We start from the raw sequence: 23763 nt of genomic DNA, 5'->3' as shown, positions 1-23763 counted from the left end.
GTTGCGGCTTGGGTGCCGGGCAGCATGCGCACACTCGTATCGCGTGCATCGAATGCGCTTGCGGCGAGTCGCGCCGCGTAAGCTTAAAGATAGTGGGCATTAGCGTGGCGGCAAGTTCTTCTGCGCCGGACTGTGGGTTTCCCAACAGTCATCTGCCGCTCACAGCCACGTGCAAAACGTCTGCTATCGCCTAGATGCGAACCTTTCGGGTGGCTAAAGGATCACCTAAGCTTTCTTTCAGCACGGACGTTGCCGCTATGAGCTGCCGTCCGCGCCGCAGGCCCGCAACGCCGTTATCGACGGCCGCCGCTCATCCGAACGACATCCGCCGCGCCTGCGTCTCACGACGATCGGAGGTCGGCATGGTCAGCAAATCGAACCCGGGGAAGAAAACCGGCGCCCCCGCAACCCGCAAGGCGTCTCGCAAGAAGGCTGACGCGAAGGAAGACACGCAGATTCCTCAGCCCGACGATCCAATGGTGCAAGTGCGCCTCATCTCGGCCAACGCGGATGAACTTAAACGCTTCATCGATTCCACGCCGATGGAGTTCGCCTGCGCCGGTCCGCGCGTGAACAAGGAAGGCATCGCCACCGCGCACGTGCTGATGAAAGACAGCGTCGCGAAGGCGGCGCAGCGCAACGATGCGGTGCGGCTGGAGATCGTCGCGGACGCTTCGGACATGGCCGACGAAGGCCCGCCTCAAGTCGGCAGCGGCAATCGCTTCGAAGACCCGGCCGTGCTGCCGACAGGCCGCGGCGTGCTGTTGAGGAAGCCATCATGAGCTATCTCAACATCGTCGAAGTCGAATCGGCCATTGCAAATCTCGCGGGGGCGTATCCCGCGCTGACAAGCCTCGTCGCGTTGCCGAATCCGTCGATCGAAAGACGCGCGAGCCACGCGCTGCGCATCTCGAACGGCGGCTTCGGCACACGCGACGCCGTCATGATGATCGGCGGCGTTCATGCGAGAGAGTGGGGCAGTTGCGAGATCCTCATCAACTTCGCGACGGACCTGCTCTCGGCCTACACGAACAGCGCGGGCCTGCAGTACGGCGGCAAGACCTTCAGTGCGGCGACGGTTCAAGGCATGGTGAACACGCTCGAGTTCGTCGTCTATCCGCTCGTGAATCCCGATGGCCGTCTCTACAGCCAGCAGCACGATGCCGCGATCCTCAACGGCTGGCGCAAGAATCGCAATACGGCGTCGAGCGGCGGCGATCCGAACCGGATCGGTGTCGATATCAATCGTAACTATGATTTTCTATGGGACTTTGCGAGCAAGATGGCGCCGTCGTCACCGGGCGCATCGTCCGATCCGGCCGACGAGACGTTTCATGGCACGGGCGCCTTCTCCGAGCCCGAGACGCGCAACGTGCAATGGCTCGTCGACGCGGTGCCGCGCACGCGCTGGTTCATCGACGTCCACAGCTATTCGGAGCTGATCCTCTATAACTGGGGCGACGACCAGAACCAGTCGAACGATCCCGCAATGAACTTCCGCAACGTCGCATGGGACGGCAAGCGCGGCGTGAGGAACGACGTCTACGCCGAATACATCCCGAGCGACGACGAAGCCGTGGCCGCCGCGCTCGCCAACCGCATGAAGGCGGCGATCACCGCGGTACGCGGGCGCAGCTACACCGCCGAGCCGTCGTACGGCCTCTATCCGACATCCGGTGCCAGCGACGACTACGTCTACGCGCGCCACTGGCTGAATCCGGCAAAGGCCAAGACCTACGGCTTCGTGATCGAGTGGGGCACGCGCTTTCATCCAGCGTGGAGCGAGATGGAGCTGATCATCGACGACATCTCGGCGGCGCTCATCGACTTCTGCGCGGCGGCGCCGTGCGCGGGCGGCGTCATCGCGGTCGGTCCGCTCAACACGCGGCTCTCGTTCGTCGATATTCCGGCGGGAACCGAAACCGCTCGCGCCCTCGTGTTCTCCGCGCAAAGCTGCCAGCCGCTGACGCTCCAGGTGACCGCCGGTCCGGCTCTCACGTCGGGGCCGGGCACGCTCGGCCTGCCGTTCGGCGGGCTGCTCTCGCTGCCAGCCGTGCCCGATGCCACCACTCGCGAAGTGCGCCTCTGGGTCAGCTACAAGGCCGGCGCGGCCGGTACGAGCGCGGCAGGCAGCGTGACCGTCTCGTGCCCGCAGACGGGCGCGCAGTGGGTCATCCCGATCACGGCGAATGCGATTGTCAAGCCGAATGTAGCGTCGATGCTCGTGCTTGATCGCTCGGGCAGCATGGACGATCCGTCGGGCATTCCGGGCAAGAAGCGCATCGACGTGCTGCACGACGCGGCGCCGACCTTCGTCGAACTGCTCGGCGACACGGACGGCATCGGCGTGGTCGCGTTCGACCAGGACGCGGCGCTGCGGCTCGCCGTAACGCAGGCGGGGCCGGTGGGCTTCGGCACCGGACGCGTGCAGGCGAAGAGCGCAATTTCGAGCCATCTCACGAACCCGCTGGGCAGCACGTCGATCGGTGATGGCGTGGAGCTCGCGCACGACAGCCTCGTGGGCGCGGCGGCCTATGCGAAGAAGGCGGTCGTCGTGTTCACCGATGGCGAGGAGAACACCGCGAAGTTCATCGCCGATATCGCCTCGAAAATCGATGACCGCGTGTTCGCGATCGGGCTCGGCACGGTCGGGCAATTGAACCCGGTTGCGCTGTCGAAGCTCGTGAACAATACCGGCGGCTACCTGATGCTGACAGGGCCGCTTGGCGCATCCGAGCAGTTTCGCGTCGCGAAGTATTACCTGCAGATATTGAGCGGCGTGGTGAACAGCCAGATCGTCGTCGATCCGGAAGGGTATGTGAGCGGGCGCGACGTTGTGCGCATTCCGTTCGATCTCACCGAGGCCGATACGTCGACCGACGTCGTCCTGCTTTCGCCGCTGCGGCGCCTGCTGAACTTTCGCGTCGAGACGCCTATGGGCGACCTGATCGATCCGGCATCGGTGGCGTCGCTCGTCGATTCGTCGTTCGTGCCGGGCACGGGGCTCGATGCGTACCGGCTCTCGCTGCCGGCGATCTGGCCGACGCATTCGGCGCACGCCGGGCGCTGGTACGCACGGCTCGAACTGGGTGGCGGCACAGGTCCGGGTATCGGCGACGTGCAACGCGACCTCGACGTCGATCGTAGCCGCGTGGTGTCGCATGGCGTGCCGTTCAGCGTCACGGTGCAGGCGCGCTCGTCGCTCACGATGACCGCCGAGGCGAGCGCGCGGCGGCCTGTGCCCGCGACCGTCATCGATCATCGCGTGACGTTGCGACAGCTTGATTTGCCGCTGGACCGGCCCGCTTCCGTGATCGTCGAAGCGACGGACCCGGCGGGCGCGATGAGTATCGTGCAGCTCGCCGATGCCGGGCCGGGCGCGTTCATCGCGCAGACGGACGCGCCCGCTGCGGGCGTCTACGTGTTCCGCTACGTCGCGCGTGGCCGGAGTTTCGCGGGCGTGCCGTTCATGCGCGAGCAGGTGCGCACGGTCGGCGTATGGGCGGGCGGCGACGATCCGCCACCGCGTTCGGGTACCGGCGACGATGGCGACAAATGCTGTAGCGGCGTCATTCAATGCCTGCTCGAAGACCGTGGCGTGAGGGAACTGATGAAGCGCTATGGCATCGATGCGCAACGGCTCGCCGAGTGTTTGAAGAAGCAGAAGAAAGGTGGCGGCTGATCCGTGATGTGTGGCCGATACGCGTTCTGGTGATAGGCTCTAGCGAGCGCGAATGACGCCACACAACACGGAGACAAAACATGGCAGTGAGCGAAGGAGTGATCGCATTGCGGGAAGCGCTCGGCGCGCAAGTGGTGATGCTGCCCGAGGAGTTCGGCGATCGCAGGGTCGAGGACTGGAGCGGATTGCCGGGCGCGGTGCCGCTCGCGATCATCCGCCCGCGCGACACGAACGAGGTCGCCGCGGCGCTCGCGATCTGCGCGCGCCATGCGCAACCGGTCGTGACGCAGGGCGGGCTGACGGGCCTCGTCGGCGGCGCGAACCTGCGCGGCGGCGAGGTCGCGCTGAGTCTCGAACGCATGAACCGGATCGTCGAGATCGATACCGTGTCGGGCACGATGACGGTCGAAGCCGGCACGCCGCTTCAGGTGGTCCAGGAAGCGGCGAGCGCTGCAGGCTTCTACTTTCCGCTCGATCTCGGCGCGCGCGGCAGTTGCACCATCGGCGGAAACCTGGCGACGAATGCCGGAGGAAACCGTGTCATCAAGTACGGCATGATGCGCGATCAGGTGCTGGGCGTGGAGGCGGTATCGGCGAATGGCGCGATCGTCGGCGGGCTCAACAAGATGATCAAGAACAATAGCGGCTACGATCTGCGCCACTTGCTGATCGGCAGCGAAGGCACGCTCGCGGTCATTACGCGCGTGGTGCTGCGCTTGCGTCCCAAGCCGACTGCAACCGCGACGGCGTGGTGCGGGCTGCCTGGCTTCGACGCGGTCACCACATTGCTGACGCGCGCGCAGGCAGGGCTCGCGCCGGGCGTGTCGGCGTTCGAGGTGATGTGGGCCGGTTACTACGATGCCGTGCTCGGCAACCTCGCTAACCTGCGTGCGCCCCTTGGCGAACCGCATCCGTTTTACGTGCTGCTCGAAAGCGTTGGCACGGACCCGGTCCGTCATAGCGACGCCTTCGAGGAATTCCTCGGGACGATGCTCGAGGAAGGTGTCGTGAGTGATGCGGCGATCGCTTCGTCGGACGCGCATGCGCAAGCCTTCTGGGCGATCCGCGATGCGCCGGGCGAGTATCAGCGGTTCATCCCGAACCACGCCGCCTATGACGTGAGCTTTTCGATCGCGCAAGTCGGCGAGGCGGCGGCGCAATGCGAGACGCGGCTGCGCGAGCGATGGCCGGAGGCTGCGATCCTCGTCTATGGGCATCTCGGCGATGGCAATATCCACATCGTCGTCGATGTGCCGGGCTTGGGGAAGCACGATCACGATGACATCGACGGGGTCATCTACGACGTGACGCGCGAGTTTCACGGGTCGATTTCGGCGGAGCACGGGATCGGAGTGAAGAAGAAGGAGTACCTGCACCTGAGCCGCTCGGAGACGGACATCGAGTCGATGCGGGCGATCAAGCAGGCGCTCGATCCGCTGGGGATTCTCAATCCCGGGAAGGTTTTTTAGGGGATGCAGCGTTGAATCTGCTGCTGGCGTCGTTCCGTTTCAGGCCGATCAGGTTCGCCGGGGCAGCGCTGCGTGTTGCTATTGCCTGTCTGATCATGTTCGCGGGTATTGCGGTGTTCCAGAATCATCTTCTTTATTTTCCACAGAAGGTTCACGTCGATGACATGCTCTCCGACGGGCTTCGCGCGTGGCCGTCGCCGCAGGATTTTCGCGGGCTCGTGGCGGAGCCGAACGAGCCTGCACGTGCGACGGCGATCGTCTTCCATGGTAACGCGGGGCATGCCGGCCACCGGGAGTTTTACGCGACGGTCCTGACGCGCCTCGGGCTTCGCGTGATTCTCGCGGAGTATCCGGGGTACGGTCCGCGTGACGGGTCCTTGGGCGAAAAGTCTCTGGTCGCCGATGCAGAAGAGACGATAGCGCTGGCTCATCGTCTGCACGGCGCGCCGGTGTTGCTCATCGGTGAATCGCTTGGGAGCGGCGTGGCGGCGGCTGCCGGCGCGCGTCAACGCGACAAGACAGCGGGCATGCTGCTCATCACGCCGTGGGACCGGCTGGAGAATGTCGCGGCTTTCCACTATCCCTGGCTGCCGGTGAAGTGGCTGCTTCAGGATCATTACGACAGCGCGTCTCACCTCACTTCTTACGGCAAGCCGGTGCTCGTCGTTATCGCCGAGCGCGACAGCATCGTTCCGCCGCGCTTCGGCACGGCGCTCTATGATGCCTTGCCAGAGCCGAAGAAGCTGACGGTCGTTAAGGCAGCAGGGCATAACGATTGGGCCGCCCAGGTCGGTGAGGACTGGTGGCGCGACGCGGTTACGTTCCTACTTGTGAAGTCCTAGGAAGAACCTATAGCGGGCAGAGGCAACTCATATTGGCGTTTGCGGCGTTCTCCGATTCCAATGAAGGCTCAGAGGATTTTGGAGAAGGCGATGAAGCTCGTGTACAACAGGCTGAGGGCCGCTCCTTCCGACCTTTAACGATCTGACTACTGCACTTCGCATCACACGGCGCCGACCCACGCATTTAGCCGATCGTCGCATCGCTGTAGCCCAACTCGCGCAGGATAGCGTCGATGTGCTGTCCAAGCGCAGGCACAGCATCCATACGCGGTTCTTCGGACGGCGCCACGTCCGGCGGATAGAGTGCCGGGATGTCACCCTGTGTCGAGGGCGTCAGCCGATGCTCAAGCCCGTTTGATAGAACCCGGGAAAGCGAGCGAATTGACTCTCGGCATCGGCGATATCGAGACCATCTTTCAGAACCGCGCTCGAAAATCCCATGCGTTCCATTTGAAGAAGCTGATCGATCAGTACGTCGCCGGTTGCCCGAAGGTCGCCGGTGAAGCGCAGCCTGCGACGCAGCAGATACGCCTGACTATAGGCGCGGCCATCGGTGAATTGCGGAAAATGCAGGTCGATGCGGGTGATACCTTGCAACTGGTCGCGCAGGGTGAGCGGGTCTGCGTCGTTGGGAAGGGTGATCACATTTTCGTCGAGCGTTGCGATGTTTTCGCTTGCCATGAGAATCTTGAGCCGGGGCGAGGTCGTCGTCATGCCGAGGCTCCCACACTCATGCGAGCCGCGTTCGCCGCCGCCTTGAACGGATCGATGCCCACGCGCCGGACGGTATCGATGAAAGACTCACGTCGGTCCGTCGTGTTTCGAATGTCCCGATACGTCAAGAGAATCGCTTCGATGACATCGGGGACTTCAGACGCAGCAAACGAAGGGCCTATGACCTTACCCGCTTGCGGTGCGCCGCTGCGCACGGTTCCGTCGGAGCCACCGAGCGTGACCTGATACCACTCGCGTCCATCCTTGTCGACGCCGAGAATCCCGATGTGGCCACTATGATGATGCCCGCACGAATTGATGCAGCCGCTGATATGCAGGTTCACTTCGCCGATGTCGTCGAGTTCGTCGAGGTCCTGATAGCGCTCGGTGATCGCTTCGGCAATCGGAATCGAGCGGGCGTTGGCCAGGGCGCAAAAGTCGCCTCCGGGGCATGAAATCAGGTCGGTCAGCAATTGCACGTTCGCGCTTGCGAGGCCCGCATCGCACGCCGCCTGCCAGAGTGCGAACAGATTTTCGGTGCGCACCCACGGCAGTACGATGTTCTGCGTGTGAGTCACGCGTGCCTCGCCAGCCGAGTAAAGTTCGGCCAAGTCGGCCACGATCTCGAGTTGCTCGGCGGAAGCATCGCCGGGCGCTTGATGGAGGCGTTTGAACGAAAGCGTAACGATGCGCATCGACGGGTCTTTGTGAAGCGCGACGTTCCGTTGCACCCATTTGCCGAATCGTGCGTGTTCGCGCGTCAGTGCATCGATTGCAGCGGGCTTTTGACTCGACCCAGTGTCATGCGATACCGGTGGCACGAACGACGCGCGTACCCGATCGAGTTCTTCTTGCGCGATCGTATGCGGACCGCCGTCGTCGTCCACGATCTGGCGAAACTCTTCCTCTACATCGTCGATATACGCTTGTCCTTCCGCCTTGACGAGTATCTTGATACGCGCCTTGTACTTGTTGTCGCGCCGGCCATAGCGGTTATAGACGCGAACCACGGCCTCGATGTAGTTCATGATCTGCGTCCAGGGCAGAAACTCGCGAAGCACGGGAGCGATCATCGGTGTGCGGCCCATGCCTCCACCAACAGATACCTTGAAACCCAACTCGCCTTGATCGTTGTATCGCAGGCTCAGACCGACGTCGTGCCAGCCGGTCGCCGCGCGATCTTCGCTCGCGCCGGTGATCGCGATCTTGAACTTGCGCGGCAGGAACGCGAACTCGGGATGAAGGGTCGTCCATTGGCGCATGAGTTCGGCGAACGGCCTGGGGTCTTCGACCTCGTCGATCGCGACGCCTGCTCGTTCGTCGCACGAGATGTTGCGGATGCAGTTGCCGCTCGTCTGAATGCCGTGCATGTCGACGCTGGCGAGGAGGTCCATCACGTCCGCCGCCTTCGACAAAGGGATCCAGTTGAATTGCACGTTCGTGCGCGTGGTGAAGTGTGCGTAATGCGTCGGCAGCCGTGTGGTGCCCAATAGCCCCTGTGCGTCCATGGCTGCGCGATACACGTCGTCCTCGGGCGAGTCGTATTCGCGGGCGATCCTCGCAAGCACGCGCAGTTGACGGCTTGACAACTCCCCATAAGGGACCGCGACGCGAAGCATCGGCGCATGCCGTTGCACGTACCAGCCGTTTTGCAATCGCAAGGGGCGGAAGTCGTCTTCGCTCAGTTTTCCGGTTTGCCAGCGCTCGAGCTGATCGCGAAACTGGGCAGCGCGGCTGCGCACGAAGGCTTTATCGAACTCGGTGTACTGGTACATGTGGTTTCGCGGGCGAGTAGAGTCGCTGACGATATAGGCGAAGCCCGATCGTGGAAAGCAGCAGATGCAGTCGATTTTTGCGCAGCAGATGGCTGCTGCGCAAAAATCGATGCCGACTGCTGCTTCCGCTCTGTCTTCCCTTGATTCAGCATGTCCATGTGAACGCTAAGGAGAGGAAGCCATGAACCTGTTGAAAATGATGCGGATCGTAGGGTGGAGTTTTTTCGGCGTGCGCAAGCGCGCGTCGCATCAGGCGGATATCGCGGCGGTGAAGCCGTCGCTGTTGCCGCTGGTCGCGGTCGTCCTGGCGGGCGGCTTTGGCGCCGTGCTGTTCACGCTTGCAAGGCTCGCAACGACCATCGCGCATTGAGGCTTGCGCTCAACGCTCCGCGCGCTCGATGAGCGACGCAAGCGTTTCAACAGCCTGCCCGGTCTCCGCGCTCCACGGATGACCGAAGTTCAGCCGGATGCAATCGCCGAACTGATGCGAGGCTGAAAACATGGGCCCCGGCGCAATGCTGATACCGTGTTCGATCGCCAGAAAATGCAGTCGCATGACATCGATCTTGCGCGGCAGCTTCACCCATAGAAAGTAGCCGCCCTTGGGCTGCGACCATGTTGCGCCATCGGGAAGATAGTGCGCGAGTGCGGCATTCATCGCATCGAGTTGAACGCGAAAGGCACCGCGCAGCTTGCGCAAGTGCTTGTCATAGCCGCCGTGTTGCAGATAGTCCGCTATGCCCGCTTGCGCTGGGATGCTTGCGGAAAGCGTCGTCATCAACTTTAGCCTCTGCACTCGCCCGGCGAAGCGGCCTGCCGATACCCATCCGACTCTATAGCCCGGTGCCAGCGTCTTCGAAAACGAACTGCAGTGCATGACGAGTCCCTTTTTGTCGAAAGCCAGCGCAGGCGGCGGATAGTCGGGGTCGTGATGCAACTCTCCATATACGTCGTCTTCGATCAAAGGGACGTCATACTCCGCGAGCAGTGCGACGAGCGCCTGCTTCTTCTCCGGCGTCAGCGTCACCCCCGTGGGATTCTGAAAGTTGGTCATGAACCAGCATGCGCGGATCGGATGCTCTTCGAGCGCTCTTGCGAGTGCTTCGAGATCGAGTCCCGTGCGGGGATCGACGGGAATCTCTACCGCTCGCAGATCGAGCCGCTCGATTGCCTGGAGAGCGGCGTAAAAGCCCGGCGATTCGACAGCGACCACGTCGCCGGGTCGCGTGACGGCCGTCAGACACAGATTGAGCGCTTCGAGCGCGCCATTGGTAATGACGATCTCCTCGATCGATTGCGCAATACCGATGCCGACATAACGCAAGGCAATCTGACGTCGCAATTGCTCATTGCCCGGCGGCAGATCGACGACGGTGCTCCACGGGTTGGTCATCCGCACGGCCTGTGCGAGCGATTTCCCAAGGCGCTGCAAAGGAAAAAGCTTTGGCGACGGAAACGCCGATCCGAGCGGCACGATGCCAGGCTGCTTCGCTGCATCGAGGACCGAGAAGACCAGGTCCGATATTTCGACCTTGGAGGAAGAGGCGGACGAACTGGCCGCGACGCGATCCTGCGTTAAAGCGCCCGGCGCGACAAAGTAGCCGGAGCGCTCGCGTGCCTGAATCAACCCCCAGTCTTCCAGCAGATAGTAGGCGCGAAATACCGTCGATTGACTGACTCCATGTTGCGCCATGACGTGTCGCAACGAGGGCAGTCTGGAGCCTGTCGGCAGGCTGCCGGAGCGTATTTCCTTTGCCATCGTGTCGGCCAGCGACTCGAAGCGCTTCATGCGGGACGGGCGTGTTGCCGCCATGTGGGGTAGGGGTGCAGGGACATAGCCCACGATACTGCCTTGCCTGGCCGAGCAGGGCAAGACAGGCGCGTCACGCTGTATCAGGATTTAAAGAATTTTAGCCAGTCCTCTCTCACGCCACCGTTGTAAATTGGTATAACCATCGATTGCCGCTCTCCGCGGAAAGCAGCGCCCGTCATTGGTTTCCTTCGTCTCGACTCGCAAACCGCCCCTTATTTTTATCCTTCAACGACATTCGAAATTCATCTTAAAAATGAAATTCCCTCTGATACACTGCGCGACAACGGTATTCGATAACTATTAAAGAAATAAACCTCGGGGTATCCGCACACTGGAGTGGCTTATGCGGCAATCCGACTACCGTCTCTCGAGCGCAACTGCGCTCTGTTTTTCCGCTGGTCGCGTCGTGCCTTCGAGGCTGCGGTCGCTGCCGGTCCTGGTTGCACTCAGTGTGGGCATCCATGCAGCAAGCGTGTCCGCCGCGCCACCTTTGCCCGATAACGGCAAGTTCGTAGCGGGCTCGGGCACCATCACGCGCAACGGCGCGAACCTCGACATCACGCAGTCGGGGGATCGCGGCGTCATCAACTGGAACGGCTTCTCGATCGGCGCTGGACGTACCGTGTCGATCAACAACGGCTCCGGCGCAACGCTCAATCGCGTCACCGGCAGCGAGATGTCGACGATCGACGGCAAGCTCACCGCGACCGGCAGCGTGTACCTCATCAATCCGCAAGGCGTGCTTGTCGGACGCACCGGCGTGATCACGACGGGCGGACGCTTCGTCGCTTCCACGCTCGACACCGACAACGATTCCTTCATGGAAGGTTCGTATTACCTGACGCTTGCGGGCAACTCGAACGCGTCCGTGGTCAATCTCGGCAAGATCAGTTCAAGCGGCGGCGATGTGTTCCTCGTGTCGCGCAATCGGGTCGTGAACGTCGGTACCATCGAGGCACCCAACGGCACCGCCGAATTCGCAGCCGGCAGCGAGGTGTATCTCACGGACTCGGCATATGGACAGCAGGTGTCGGTCGCGGCGCCGAGCAACGGCCGGGTCGTGAACGTGGGCATCGTGCATGCGGCGCTGATCAGCCTGCAGGCCGCCGATGGCAACATCTATGCGCTCGCCGGCAGGCACGGCGAGCTGCGCGCGACCGGCACCGAGACGCGCGACGGCCATGTTTATCTCGTCGCGCAAGGCGGCGCGATCGATGCGCACGGCGCGACGATCGCGGCGCATAACGCGGACGGCAGCGGCGGCGCGGTCGATATGTCTGCCGATACGATCAAAGTGAGCGGCGCGAAGGTCAGCACCGCGCAGTGGAACCTCAACGCGCCACAGTTCACGATCGACCAGCCGACAGCGGCCACGCTCGCCAACAATCTTTCGGGCGGCACATCGATCGCAGTGAACGCGTCAGGCGGCGGTATCAACGTGCTATCGGACCTGCGCTGGCAAGGCGCTTCGACGCTTGCGCTGAATGCTTACCGCTCGGTGGCGTTCGCGCGCAACGCGACGATCGCAAACTCGGGCGCGGGCAATCTGTTGCTACGCGCCGACACCAACGCGATCGACAACCACGGCAGCGTCACCAACCTCGGTACGTTCGACTGGTCGCAAAGCACCGGCATCGTATCGTCGCTCTACGACATGAACGGCAGCTACACGCCGGGCACGATCAGGACGAATGCATCGTGGAGCGCAGCGCCTTTCAGCGGACTCGTTACGCAGGTCACGGGCTACCAGCTCGTCAACTCCATCGCGGATCTGAGGGCCGTCAACGGCAACCTCGGCGGCGACTATGCGCTCGGCAACAGCTTCGATCTCGGCGGCACGCAGAACAGCGTGCCCTCGATTGGCAGCTCTGCGCATCCGTTCTCCGGACAGTTCGACGGCATGGGGCATCTGCTTTCGGGCCTGAACGTGTACACCCCGGCGACGGGAAGCTACACGGGGCTCTTCGGCGTGATCGGCAAGACGGGCGTCGTGCGCAACTTTGCGCTTGTCGAAAGCACCGCATCGTCGTCGCGTGCGCCGGTGGGTCTCATCGCCGGCGAGAACGACGGCCGCATCGTCAACATGGGCGCGACAGGCTCCGTCACGATGGGAGCCGCGCCCGGTGCATCGGCAGGCGGACTCGTCGGCGTGAATCGAGGCACGATCCAGCGTTCCTGGAGCGGCGTGGTCGTGACGGGTCAAGGCGATGCGGGCGGCCTCGTCGGCGAGAACGACGGCGCCATCGTGCAGTCGTACTCGCTCGGCGATACGAGCGGCGGGACGCGCAGCCAGGTCGGCGGACTCGTTGGCGTCAATCGCGGCACAATCGGGCAGTCGTATTCGAGCGGCGCTGTCAAAGGCGCGAACTATCATGGCGGCCTGGTTGGCAACAACAGGGGCACGATCAGCCAGTCGTTCACCACGTCGACAATCGAATCGACCGGCGCAAGGCCGCAGCCTTCGGGTGGCATCGCGGGCAACAACACCGGCACGATCGCACGCGACGTCTACTGGAACACCGAGACGTCCGGGGCACTCGCCGGCGTCGGCACGGGAACGGCCGTGCCGCGTTCGAGCGGCATGACGATCGCGCAGATGGGCACGCCCGCACGGTACGGCCCGACCTGGGACTTCAGCGCGACCGGCGTGTGGTCCTTGCCGCCGGGCTATGGCGAGCCGGAACTTCGCTGGCTCTACGGGCAATAAGCTAATCTCTCGAACCGCGCGATGACGAAAACAGAGCGAAGCGCTTAATGCGTTTCGCTCTGTATTCAATATGTGGCTAAATTCAGAAGAAGAAATTCCCACTCGAAACGAATATAAAAATCGTCCGAAACAGGTGGTCAAAATGGTCGTGAACAATGTCCGATTTAGCTGGGGTAGACGAGATGTGCGCTTTTGCGTGGTCTGCTATAACTAATAGGGACTTAAGGCCGATCGTAAGAAGAATCGCTGTCTCCCCTGGAGTAAAGCATGACGCACGCTCGAACCGCACTGATCCCCGTGCGTGACTTTTTCCTTCCACGGCATCGACTATTTGCGCCAGGGTTTCCCCTCCGCGTGATCACATTGATGTTGTTCGCGACACAGTACGCTCATGCGGGTCCATTACCCGATGGTGGCAGCTTCGTTGCAGGCGCCGGCGCGATTCGCGCGAACGGCACTGCCCTCGACATCACGCAAACCACGACGCGCGGCGTCATCGACTGGCGCAGCTTTTCGATCGGCAGCGGCAACAGTGTGACGGTCAATAACGGCACGGGCGCGACGCTCAGCCGCGTGACGGGCATTGATCGTTCGATCATCGACGGCAAGCTGAATGCCACAGGCAGCTTCTACCTCATCAATCCGCAAGGCGTGCTGGTCGGCACGAGCGGTGTCGTGACGACAGGCGGGCGCTTCGTCGCCTCCACGCTCGACGTCACCAACGACGCGTTCATGAACGGCGGCCCGCTCTCGCTGACCGGCGATAGTTGCGGCGTGGTCGTCAACCTCGGCAAGATCGGTTCGAGCCAGGGCGACGTGTTCCTGATCTCGCGCAAGGCTGTAGTGAACGAGGGCACGATATCGGCGCCGCTCGGAACCGTCGAACTCGCGGCGGGCAGCGAAGTGTTGCTCAAGGATTCGACGAGCGGCCAGCAGGTCTTCGTGCAAGTGGGCAGCCAGGGCAACGTGGTCAACAAAGGCACGATCAGCGCCGCGCAGATCAACCTGCAAGCCGCCGATGGCAACATCTACGCGCTCGCGGGCGAGCACGGCGAGTTGCGTGCGACAGGCACCGCAACGCGCGACGGCCATGTGTGGCTCGTCGCCGATAGCGGCACGGTTCAGAGCCACGGTTATATCTCGGCATCGAATTCAAACGGCAGCGGCGGCACCGTCGATACGAGCGCGAATACATTCGACTTCGATCAGGGCGTCGTGGATGCCGCGCAGTGGAATGTGACCGCGCCCGCGTACGTGGCGGGTCCGCGATCCGTCGCCGCGCTCGCGAGCAACCTGTCGCGCGGCACGTCGATCACCGTGAACGCGACGAGCGGCGACATCGAAGTGCAAACGACGTTGCGCTGGAGCAGCGACGCATCGCTCACGCTGAACGCGAGCCACTCGGTGAGCATCGGCTCGCTCGCGACGATCGGCAACACGGGCGCCGGCAATCTTACCTTGCGCGCGGATGCGGGCAGCGTCAACAACAGCGGCAGCGTGACCAACGGCGGCACGATCGACTGGTCGCAGAGCACGGGCACCGTCTCCGCGTTCTATGACATGAACGGCACCTACACCGGCGGCACGATACGCAGCAATCCGGACTGGAGGCCCGCGGACTACAGCGGTCTCAAGACGCAGTTGACGGCCTATAAACTCGTCAACACGGTCGACGATCTCGCCGCCATTTCGAACGATCTCGCAGGGACGTACGCGCTCGGCAAGGACATCGACGCAAGCGCGTCCACCACGAATTTCACTTCGCTCGGCAGCCGTACGCAGACGGCATTCCAGGGCCAGTTCGATGGCATGGATCACGTCATCAAGGGCATCAGAATATCGGGCTACAACGAATCCGATCCTTCGTATCTGGCCTACGTCGGCCTCTTTTCGACGATCGGCAGCGCGGGTGTGGTTCGCAATGTCGGGCTCATCGACTCGACGGCGAATTCGTTCGTCGCGGCGGTCGGCATTCTTGCCGGGATGAACAACGGCCTCATCACGCACGCGTACACGTCGGGCGACGTGTCACCGGTCAACGCGTTCTCCGGCGCAGGCGCGGGCGGTCTCGTCGGTATCAACAACGGCACCATCGAACGTTCGGGCAGCGGCGCCACGGTCAGCGGTTCCGGCGAACTGGGCGGCCTCGTCGCGACGAACAACGGCCTCATCACCCAGTCCTACGCGACGGGTTCGGTCAACGGCGGCGCGCATGCGGGTGCGGGCGGTTTGGTCGGCGTGAACGAAGGCACGATCCAGCAATCGTATGCGTCGGGCTCGGCGGGCGGACTCGGCACGGGCGGCCTCGTCGACTTCAACAACGGGACGATCACCGAATCGTTCGCGTCGACGTCGATTGCGTCGGGCGTGCCGCCTTCGGTCGGCGGCATCACGCGCTACAACACGGGCACGATCGGCAGCGACGTGTACTGGGACACGCAGACAACCGGCCGCACGAACGGCGTGTATGAAGGTACGGCGGTTCCTGACGCGAACGGTCTCACGACGGCGCAAATGAGCTCCGCCGCCAGCTTCGGCCCGACATGGAACTTCGGAGACACCGGCGTCTGGGTGATACCGGCCGGCGGAACGCATCCGGTTCTGAGGTGGCAGACCGAGCATTGACTGCTGTACGCGCGTCGAGGGATCGGCGCGCGTCATCCCTCTTCATGCACTTCGCGTATTTGTGGTCGCCGTGACGTTGCGCGGCGTCTCGCCGTTTCCGCTCGAAAATCACTCAACGAGCGTCTGTTTAAAGCGCCGCTAATCTCGCTTTAAAGAAATCTGCAAATTTCCTCCATCGCGAATTAGGCAAGTTCCTGAACGGGGTCTGACTCGAAACGCCGATTCTGATCGAAATCAAATTCCGCTCAAAGCGCGCCGAAAGTTGGAATCGTAAGGCAATTCGAAAAGAGTGTTGCGCGCTGTCCTCACGGACAATCCACTATGGAAAATTGCAGGCTGGGGGAACCGGGTTTCATTAACCCTTCGATCCACGCTGTAATGGCCGTTTAGCCCCGCTTGAATCCGCCTTCTTAACCGGCGACGGCGGTAAATAACGTAAGCGAATCAACTCATGGTCAGGGTTTATTTCAGATGCGGAGTGGCCCGATTTATTTCGTCAGATTATCCTACGAAACATGTGCGACAGCGCACGTTAATATGGGCGCCGCTTGAAGTAGATTTCCTTATCAACTTCGCGGCCGAGACGACCTTTAGTCTCGCGAACCGTTCAACTCTCGTGTTGCGCGTTTGCGCAATCGTTATCCACCGAGCCAGGCGAAAAACTTCGCTTGCGCCATAGCCAAAAACATCACCACGATCAAAAAACACCGCGTTTTCAGGGTGTTCAGGTGCATTCATTGTTTGACCAGGGCTACTACTGGAGAAATTTCATGAGCCATTTAAAACTTGACCGACGAACGTTCCTGGGGGGAGCCGCCTCGGCATTGTCTCTCGCTGCGCTACCGAGCTTTGGCCAAACGGGGAACCCGATACGCCTCGAGTGGCAGCAATACAAAACCACTTGGCAATACGGTGTCTTCATGGACACAATTGGCAAGATGCGGGCCAACCTTAACGCGAACGACCCGAACTCATGGCTGTATTGGGTCAATGTGCACGTCAATTACTGTCCCCATAAACTGCCCTATTTTCTCGCTTGGCATCGGGGGTATATGTGGTATTTCGAGCGGCAACTAAAGATAATTTCAATCCGTTCGGACTTGACATTGCCTTACTGGGATTGGTACACGAATCCAACCATCCCGAGCGAGTTTACCGACCCCATGAGCGGCAATCCGCTCTACGTGCCCCGCGTGAACACGAACGTCTACAGCGCGCTGGACCTGACACCATTTCAAGCCTCGACGGTGAACTTCCAGCGCGGCACGGTCAATTCGTTCGAAGAGCGTTTCGAAACGCGTCCGCACAATCCGATTCACAACATCATCGGCAACGTGATGTCGCAGATGACGTCGCCGACCGATCCGATTTTTTACCTGCACCATTGCAACGTCGACCGGCTGTGGCACGCCTGGGCGCTGCCCGACGGCCGGACGATGCCGGTATCGACTTCGCCCTACTGGACGACGACAGGCCCCGAGCCGTTCGTGTACGCGCCCGGCATGACGATGCCGAAGGTACAGACGTATTCGCCGCGCAGGTCGGGCACGACAGCGCCTTACAGAACCGCTTACGATTATGCGAACGCGACCCGGCCGCTGGTGCTGCCGCCGCAAGCGCAGGTTGGCCGTATCATCCGGGTGCAGGCGAGCAGTTCGCGATCCCTGAAGCGGCCGCCTGTCGTGACGAGTTACACCGCGGTGCCGGCGACTGATATCAGCGCGGATACACGTTCGATCGGTGGCGTGAAGAACGTCGCGCTGGGTACGCAGTCGGTCAGCGTGCTCGTCACGGCTGAAGCGGCCTCGGTCCAGACGATCGACAACGTGATTTCGACGACCACCTCGGACTTTCCGGATGTCGTAGCGACGACCTCGACCACCAACTCGACCGCCAGTGATTCCACCGTGGCCCCGGCGGCAACCACGAATGCCCAGAAAGCGACAAAGCGCTACAGGTCGGTGAAGGTCGTGTTCGACAAACTCGCGATTTCGGCTGCGGGAGCGATGGGCGGTTACTTCTATAACGTCTATATGGACCTGCCAGACAACGCGGATATCGACGTGGTCGGGTCGAAGTATTACATCGGCACGCTGGGGGCTTTCGAGATCGCGAGCGCCGCGCATCACGGCTCGGTCACGCTGGAATATCCGGCAACGGCCGCGCTTGTCAAAGGGCGTGTCAAGGCTTCGCGTGAGCATGTGATCTCGCTCGTGCGGGTCGATGGCACCACGGCGCCGAAAGGCCAGGTGATCGCGATCGGCGAGATGCGCGTCGAGTTGTCCACCGACGCACCGTTTGTCGTGTCGAAGCCGCAAAAGCCGGGGCGCAACGACATTCCGTATTGATACGGCGCGAGATCGGGGGCAATCCCCGATCTCGTTTGTTACACGCGTCAAGGCACTGTAAGCCCCCCTTCAGGACAAATCCCCCGCATCTCTTTTACTCTACGTCATCGCGACCGGCCGCCCCGGTCGCTTCTCATCCACCGTGGAAAGGAGAAGAGCATGACGAAGACGACGATCGCCGGCTATCTGGCCGGCACGCTTGCTGCTGCGGGCGTCGAGCGCATCTGGGGCGTGACGGGCGACAGCCTCAACGGCCTTGCGTACAGCCTCGATCAGGCGGGAACGATCCGCTGGATGCACACGCGTCACGAAGAAGCGGCTGCATTCGCCGCCGGCGCCGACGCAGCTTCGACCGGCCGCCTAGCGGTCTGTGCCGGAAGCTGTGGACCCGGAAATCTGCACCTGATCAATGGCCTTTTCGATTGCCATCGCAATCACCAGCCTGTGCTCGCGATTGCGGCGCACATTCCGTCGACGGAAATCGGGCTCGGCTATTTTCAGGAAACGCATCCGCAGGAACTCTTCAAGGAGTGCAGCCATTACGTGGAAGTCGTGTCGTCGGCGGCGCAGTTTCCGCGCGTCCTCGCACGCGCGATGCGCACGGCGATCGAGGAACGCGGCGTCGCGGTGATCGTGCTGCCGGGCGACGTGGCATTGGCGGACGGACCGGCCGAGGCGCCGTCGTGGACTGGGAGCGCGCCCCCGCGCATCCTGCCCGCTGAGACAGATCTCGACCGGCTCGCGGCCATGTTGAACGGCTCCGATGCGGTCACGATCATGTGCGGCAGCGGCACACAGGGCGCGCACGACGAAGTGGTCGCGCTCGCCGATACACTCGGCGCGCCCGTGGTGCACGCGTTGCGCGGCAAGCAGTTCATCGAATACGACAATCCTTACGACGTGGGCATGACGGGGCTGATCGGCTTCAGCTCGGGCTATCACGCGATGATGTCGTGCGACACGCTGCTCCTGCTCGGCTGCGATTTCCCGTACCGCCCCTTTTATCCGGCTGACGCGAAGATCATCCAGATCGACTGGAAGGGCTCGCAGCTCGGCCATCGCGCACCGTTGGCGCTTGGACTCGTGGGCACGGTCAAGGAGACCGTCGCCGCGGTCCTGCCGAAGCTGACGCGCAAGACGGACCGCGGCTTCATCGACAACGCGCGCAAGCACTATGCGACGGCGCGCAAAGGGCTCGACGATCTCGCGACGCCCTCGGGCGCGGGCCGCCCGATCCATCCGCAATACCTGACGAAACTGCCAGCGACGACGCGATCTTTACCGCCGACGTCGGCACACCGACCATCTGGGCCGCACGCTATCTGACGATGAACGGCAAGCGTCAACTGCACGGCTCGTTCAATCATGGCTCGATGGCGAACGCGATGCCACAGGCACTCGGCGCACAGGGAGCGCATCCGGGACGGCAGGTCGTGTCGCTCTCGGGCGATGGCGGATTGTCGATGCTGCTCGGCGACCTGCTCACCGCGCGTCAGCTCGATCTGCCGATCAAGGTCGTCGTGTACAACAACAGCCTGCTCGGTTTTGTATCGATGGAACTGAAGGCGGCCGGCTACCTCGATACCAACGTCGACCTCAGCAAGACGGACTTTGCAGCCATCGCGCACGGTGCGGGCATCTTCAGCATTCGCGTGGAGGAGTCGGAGGACGTCGCGGGGGCGCTCAGACAGGCGTTCGATCACCCGGGGCCGGCGGTAGTGGACGTCGTCACGTCGAAGCACGAGCTCGCAATGCCGCCGACGATCAAGTCGGAGCAGGTCAAGGGCTTCAGCCTCTACCTGCTGCGCGCGATCATGAGCGGTCGTGGCGACGAGATCGTCGAACTGGGGCGCACCAACCTGCGTTAAGCGCAACATTGGCCGTGATCGCGCGTAAAAAGCGTGCGATTGCGACAACCCGCCGGGCACAACCGACGCAGACTTGTCACTGACGAAATCTGCAACCGGCGAGTGCCCCAATGAACCTGCAAGCGGACAGCGCGGCTCCGCCGCGCTTTCAGGACCAACTCAAGACGTACTGGCACGACGACGCGCCACGCTTCGCGCATATCGCGAAGGTGGCCGTCGCGATGACGCTCGCCATGGGGTTGTGCATGCGGCTGGAACTGCGCACGCCAGCCACGGCGATGGTCTCGAGCGTCATCGTGATGATCCATCAGCAGAGCGGCATGGTGATCGCACGCGGCTTCTATCGCGGGCTCGGCATGGTGCTCGGTAGCCTTGCGGGCCTCGTGCTCATTGCGCTGTTTCCGCAGCAGCCGGTGCTGTTCCTCGGCGCGCTGGCGGCGTGGATCGGCGTGTGCGTGTTCGGCGCGTCGTACTACCGCAACTTCCAGTCGTACGGTTTCGTGCTGACGGGCTACGGTACCGCGATCACCGCGATACCGGTGTGGTCGAATCCGTACGGCGTGTTCGACAACATGGTCTACACCGTCAGCGAAGTCGTGATCGGAGTGGCATGCGCGTGTCTCGTCAGCGCGCTGGTTTTTCCGCAGCGCGTGACGCCGGCGCTGTTCGAATCGAGCCGCAAGAACTTCACGAATCTCCTCGGCGCGATCCATTCGATGCTCGATGGAAAGAGTGCCAACGCCGGCTTCGATACGTTCGTCGGCCTGATCGTGGAGCGTTCGAGCCTGGAGAGCCTGCGCAGCGGCGCGGTTTTCGAAGACCCGTCGATGCGGCTGCAGAATCACGTCTTCCTCGATATCGACCGAAGCTTTATCGATACCGTCGCGTGGATTCACGCGCTGCATCAGACGCAAGCAAGCGCCGCCGCCGATGCCGATCCGCGTGCGGCAGCGGCAGTGGAAGAACTCATCGGCTTGCTGCTCGACGTCGTGCCTGAAAAGCTCCTAACGCTCGAAGACGTCGAGACGATGTCGCGCCGGCTCGCCGCGCTTGAAGCGGATCTGCCTGTGCGTCTTGGCCGTCTCTTGCAATCGCTCGCGGACCTCACGCCGCATCAGCGCCAGTTTGTCGCGACGACCGGCTCGGCGCTGCAGGCTTCGATCGCCGATCTGCGCGTGCTATGCGGCGGCTACATCGCGGCCCGCACCTCCGATGATCGTCCGTGGTCACAGTCCGTGATTCAGGCGATCACGCGCATTGGCAGGACGCGCGCGACGGCGAACCGCATCGCCGCGACGATCGCCGGCCTGCGCGCGGCCACCGCTGTGCTGCTGGTCGGCGGGGCGTGGCTCGCGTCGGGCTGGGTCGGCGGATCGACGGCGATTATCGCGGTCTCCATCACGAGCGCGCTGTTCGCGCTCGTTCCCAACCCGGCCGGCGCGAGCTGGCAGATTTTCGGCGGCTGCCTCGCGGGCACGGTCGCCGGCTTCGTGTTCAACTTTTTCCTGCTGCCGCAACTCGTGGGTTTCGAGTTGCTCGCGGCGACAATCGCGATTTTCGTGATGATCGGCAGCTATCTCAACACGTTCACGAAAACGGCGACGCTCGGGCTCGGCTTCAGCATCTATTTCTGCTTCATTGTCGGCATTTCGAATCCGACCGTCTACAACCCCAGCGCCTACCTCGATACCGGCTTTGCGTTGCTGCTCGGCATCGCGACGGCGGCCATCGCGTTCTCGGTCATCGTGCCGCGCGCGGGGGACTGGATCTCGGCGCAATACCTGAAGCAGATTCGCGGACTCGTCGCGCACATGGCGTGCGAGGGCGCCCTCGACGATCTTCTCTACACGTTCGAACGGAGCCTGCGCGATTTCATCGTCCAGATCGCATCGGCGCCGGCGGATCCACGCGTCGATCGCGCACGATTGATCGGACGGGCGTTCGCTGCGCTGGAGATCGGGCGGGCGATGATCCAGATGCGGCTCGACACGAAGCAACTTGGCGACGCGCTGCCCGCCGTATGGTCCGATGCCGAGCACGAGTGGCTCGCGGCACTGGCGGAGGTCTTCGCATCGGTCACGCCGCAGGCCGCCGAGCGCGCGCTCGAAGCGACGCGGCGCGCGTTGCTGGCGCTGCCGTTTCCGCGCGAGACGGCTGTCGATGCCGCGCTGCGCACGCGTTATCGCATGCGCGCGCTGCTGCATTTCGCGCAGATGACGCTGCAGGACGACACACTGCCTTTGAAGCAGGCGACGGGGAGGGTGGCATGAGCGCGCGGCGCTTCCTTGCATGGCCGACGATGGCATGCGCGCTGCTGCTGAGCGCATGCATCGACAGCGGCGGCATCCACACACACGAGTCGATGATCGACCCCGCGACGCTCGATGCAGGCGCCGCGATTCGCGCGACGCAACGTGATGCGAATTGGCCCGCAAGCGGCTGGTGGCGGCAATGGAACGACCCGCAGCTCGACAGGCTCGTCGACGACGCGACCGCCGGCAGCCCGGGCCTGCGCGCGGTCGAGGAGCGCATCGACACGGCGACGTATCAGGCGCAAATTGCGGGCGCGAGCGAACTGCCGCATCTGAACGCGACCGGCGATTTCCAGCGCAGGCGCTACGCACGCTACACGACGGCGGCGCCACCGGGCGGCACGACGGTGTGGAGCAACACGGCATCGGCGGATCTTTCGTACGACCTCGATCTATGGGGCAAGCAGCGCGCGATCCGCGAAGGCGCGCTCGATACCGTGCGGGCTACCGCAGCGGACGCGCGCTTCACTGAAGTCGAATTACAAACAGCGGTCGTGCGCAGCTACGTGCAACTCTCATTGCAATACGCGCTGCTCGACGTCTACCGTTCGGTGCAGGACGAGGAACGCCGCGCGCTCGATATCGCGACGCGCCGCTTGCGGGCGGGCATCGGCAGCCAGCTCGAAGTCAGCCAGGCGACGACGCAGCTATCGATGAGCACGACGCGTGTACAAGAAGCGCAGCAGCAGCTCGCGCTCAGCCGCATCGGCATCGCGGGGCTAGCAGGAAAAGGACCGGGCTACGGCGATTCGCTGACGCGTCCGAGCCTCGCGCAGAACATGCCGGTCACGCTGCCCGCGACGCTGCCAGCCGAACTCGTCGGACATCGCCCGGATGTGGTGGCGGATCGCTGGCGCGTGCTGGCGTCGGACAAGAGCATCGATGCCGCGCACGCCGATTTCTATCCCGACATCAACCTGCTCGCAACCGCATCGCTCGGCTCGGCGACGACGTTCGGCGGCTTCCTAAACTTCCTGAACAGCGACGGCATCGGCCACGGATTCGGGGCGGCGATCTCGCTGCCGATCTTCGACGGAGGCAGGCGGCGCGGCACGTATGGCGTCGCGGTGTCCTCGCGCGATGCCGCTGTCGATGCGTATAACCAGACCGTCGTCAACGCGATGCAGTCGGTGGCGGCGCAGGTCGTGTCACTGCGTTCGCTCGACGAGCAGCAGGCGTCGGTGGACGGCACGCTCGATTCCGCGCGCCGTTCCTATCGTCTCGCGCACGAGGGGTATCGTAACGGCATCACCGAGTTCCTTAACGTGCTGGCGGCCCAAAACGCGCAGTTGCAGCAAGAGGAGAGCCTCGCGCAGATTCAGGCGAAACGCCTCGATGCGTGGGCGCTCCTGATGAAGGAACTGGGCGGTGGTTTCGCGTCATCGAAAGGAGCAGACGATGTCCGGCGAGATTGATTTTTTTCTTTCGCTACTCGTGCCGGGCTTGCTGCCGATTTTGATCGGTTGCGTGCTGCTGTTCATTCTGCTCGATCTGGTGCTCGCGAAGGTCGGCGTCTATCGCTACACGTGGCATCCGAGCCTCTTTCGCGTGGCGCTGTTCGCAGCGATGTTCAGCGGCGTTTCCTTGCTGCTCAATCAATGACCGTTC

Annotated in this window: 14 protein-coding genes and 2 pseudogenes; 12 read left to right on the top strand and 4 right to left on the bottom strand. The window is 62.8% G+C overall.

Translation table 11 applies throughout. The features are described 5' to 3' along the window. Window positions 1-362 precede the first annotated feature (362 nt). The 4 genes from AWB67_RS03600 to AWB67_RS03585 all read left to right on the top strand — a co-directional run bounded on the left by AWB67_RS03600 (window position 363) and on the right by AWB67_RS03585 (window position 5993). Window positions 363-782: a hypothetical protein gene (locus AWB67_RS03600; RefSeq protein ID WP_087654864.1), complete on the top strand. Its 420-nt coding sequence runs from the start codon at window positions 363-365 to the stop codon at window positions 780-782. Then, on the top strand, window positions 779-3682 hold the full coding sequence (locus tag AWB67_RS03595; RefSeq protein ID WP_087654863.1) for a M14 family zinc carboxypeptidase: 2904 nt from the start codon (window positions 779-781) through the stop codon (window positions 3680-3682). The genes AWB67_RS03600 and AWB67_RS03595 overlap by 4 nt, the downstream gene beginning before the upstream one ends. A gap of 80 nt (window positions 3683-3762) precedes the next feature. Next, the gene (locus AWB67_RS03590; protein ID WP_087654862.1) at window positions 3763-5151 is read left to right on the top strand and encodes an FAD-binding oxidoreductase; all 1389 of its coding nucleotides are present in this window, start codon (window positions 3763-3765) and stop codon (window positions 5149-5151) included. 95 nt (window positions 5152-5246) lie between these two features. After that, window positions 5247-5993: an alpha/beta hydrolase gene (locus tag AWB67_RS03585; RefSeq protein WP_087655044.1), complete on the top strand. Its 747-nt coding sequence runs from the start codon at window positions 5247-5249 to the stop codon at window positions 5991-5993. Window positions 5994-6177: 184 nt separating this feature from the next. Here the strand turns inward: AWB67_RS03585 and AWB67_RS41730 are convergent. The 3 genes and pseudogenes from AWB67_RS41730 to AWB67_RS03575 all read right to left on the bottom strand — a co-directional run. Further along, window positions 6178-6312: pseudogene (locus AWB67_RS41730) on the bottom strand (CoA transferase); the annotation flags it as partial. A gap of 14 nt (window positions 6313-6326) precedes the next feature. Beyond that, window positions 6327-6707 (bottom strand): DUF934 domain-containing protein, encoded by a 381-nt coding sequence (locus AWB67_RS03580; RefSeq protein WP_087654861.1) that lies wholly within the window; start codon window positions 6705-6707, stop codon window positions 6327-6329. Next, complete coding sequence (locus AWB67_RS03575; RefSeq protein WP_087654860.1) at window positions 6704-8482, bottom strand: nitrite/sulfite reductase; 1779 nt, start codon at window positions 8480-8482, stop codon at window positions 6704-6706. The genes AWB67_RS03580 and AWB67_RS03575 overlap by 4 nt, the downstream gene beginning before the upstream one ends. Before the next feature lie 181 nt (window positions 8483-8663). On the opposite strand from AWB67_RS03575, the gene AWB67_RS03570 reads away from it, so the two are divergent. Then, window positions 8664-8852, top strand: a complete 189-nt coding sequence (locus tag AWB67_RS03570; RefSeq protein ID WP_025527841.1) for a DUF2970 domain-containing protein — start codon at window positions 8664-8666, stop codon at window positions 8850-8852. A 9-nt stretch (window positions 8853-8861) separates the two neighbouring features. Here AWB67_RS03570 and AWB67_RS03565 read toward each other — a convergent pair whose 3' ends face one another. After that, window positions 8862-10271 carry an aminotransferase-like domain-containing protein gene (locus tag AWB67_RS03565; RefSeq protein ID WP_087654859.1) on the bottom strand — a complete coding sequence of 470 codons (1410 nt, stop codon included), beginning with the start codon at window positions 10269-10271 and terminating at the stop codon, window positions 8862-8864. 367 nt (window positions 10272-10638) lie between these two features. Here AWB67_RS03565 and AWB67_RS03560 point away from each other — a divergent pair, with 367 nt between their 5' ends. From AWB67_RS03560 to AWB67_RS03530, 7 genes and pseudogenes are all read left to right on the top strand, one after another. Then, window positions 10639-13002 carry a two-partner secretion domain-containing protein gene (locus tag AWB67_RS03560; RefSeq protein WP_087654858.1) on the top strand — a complete coding sequence of 788 codons (2364 nt, stop codon included), beginning with the start codon at window positions 10639-10641 and terminating at the stop codon, window positions 13000-13002. 267 nt (window positions 13003-13269) lie between these two features. Then, a complete protein-coding gene (locus AWB67_RS03555; RefSeq protein WP_087654857.1) occupies window positions 13270-15627 on the top strand; it encodes a two-partner secretion domain-containing protein in 2358 nt (785 codons plus the stop codon). 668 nt (window positions 15628-16295) lie between these two features. Further along, window positions 16296-17975 (top strand): tyrosinase family protein, encoded by a 1680-nt coding sequence (locus AWB67_RS03550; RefSeq protein ID WP_143328399.1) that lies wholly within the window; start codon window positions 16296-16298, stop codon window positions 17973-17975. A gap of 159 nt (window positions 17976-18134) precedes the next feature. Further along, window positions 18135-19843: pseudogene (poxB, locus tag AWB67_RS03545) on the top strand (ubiquinone-dependent pyruvate dehydrogenase). 110 nt (window positions 19844-19953) lie between these two features. Beyond that, on the top strand, window positions 19954-22113 hold the full coding sequence (locus AWB67_RS03540) for an FUSC family protein (protein ID WP_087654856.1): 2160 nt from the start codon (window positions 19954-19956) through the stop codon (window positions 22111-22113). After that, complete coding sequence (locus tag AWB67_RS03535; protein WP_087654855.1) at window positions 22110-23570, top strand: efflux transporter outer membrane subunit; 1461 nt, start codon at window positions 22110-22112, stop codon at window positions 23568-23570. Before AWB67_RS03540 ends, AWB67_RS03535 begins: the two co-directional genes overlap by 4 nt. Then, entirely contained in the window at window positions 23554-23757 is a 204-nt protein-coding gene (locus AWB67_RS03530) for a DUF1656 domain-containing protein (RefSeq protein ID WP_087654854.1), read from the top strand. The genes AWB67_RS03535 and AWB67_RS03530 overlap by 17 nt, the downstream gene beginning before the upstream one ends. Window positions 23758-23763: the final 6 nt, after the last annotated feature.

This window comes from Caballeronia terrestris (genome assembly GCF_001544515.1).
GTDB classification, from domain to species: Bacteria; Pseudomonadota; Gammaproteobacteria; order Burkholderiales; family Burkholderiaceae; genus Caballeronia; species Caballeronia terrestris.
The sequence above is the reverse complement of the archived record's forward strand: the minus strand, read 5'-3'. Positions and strand labels throughout refer to the sequence as shown.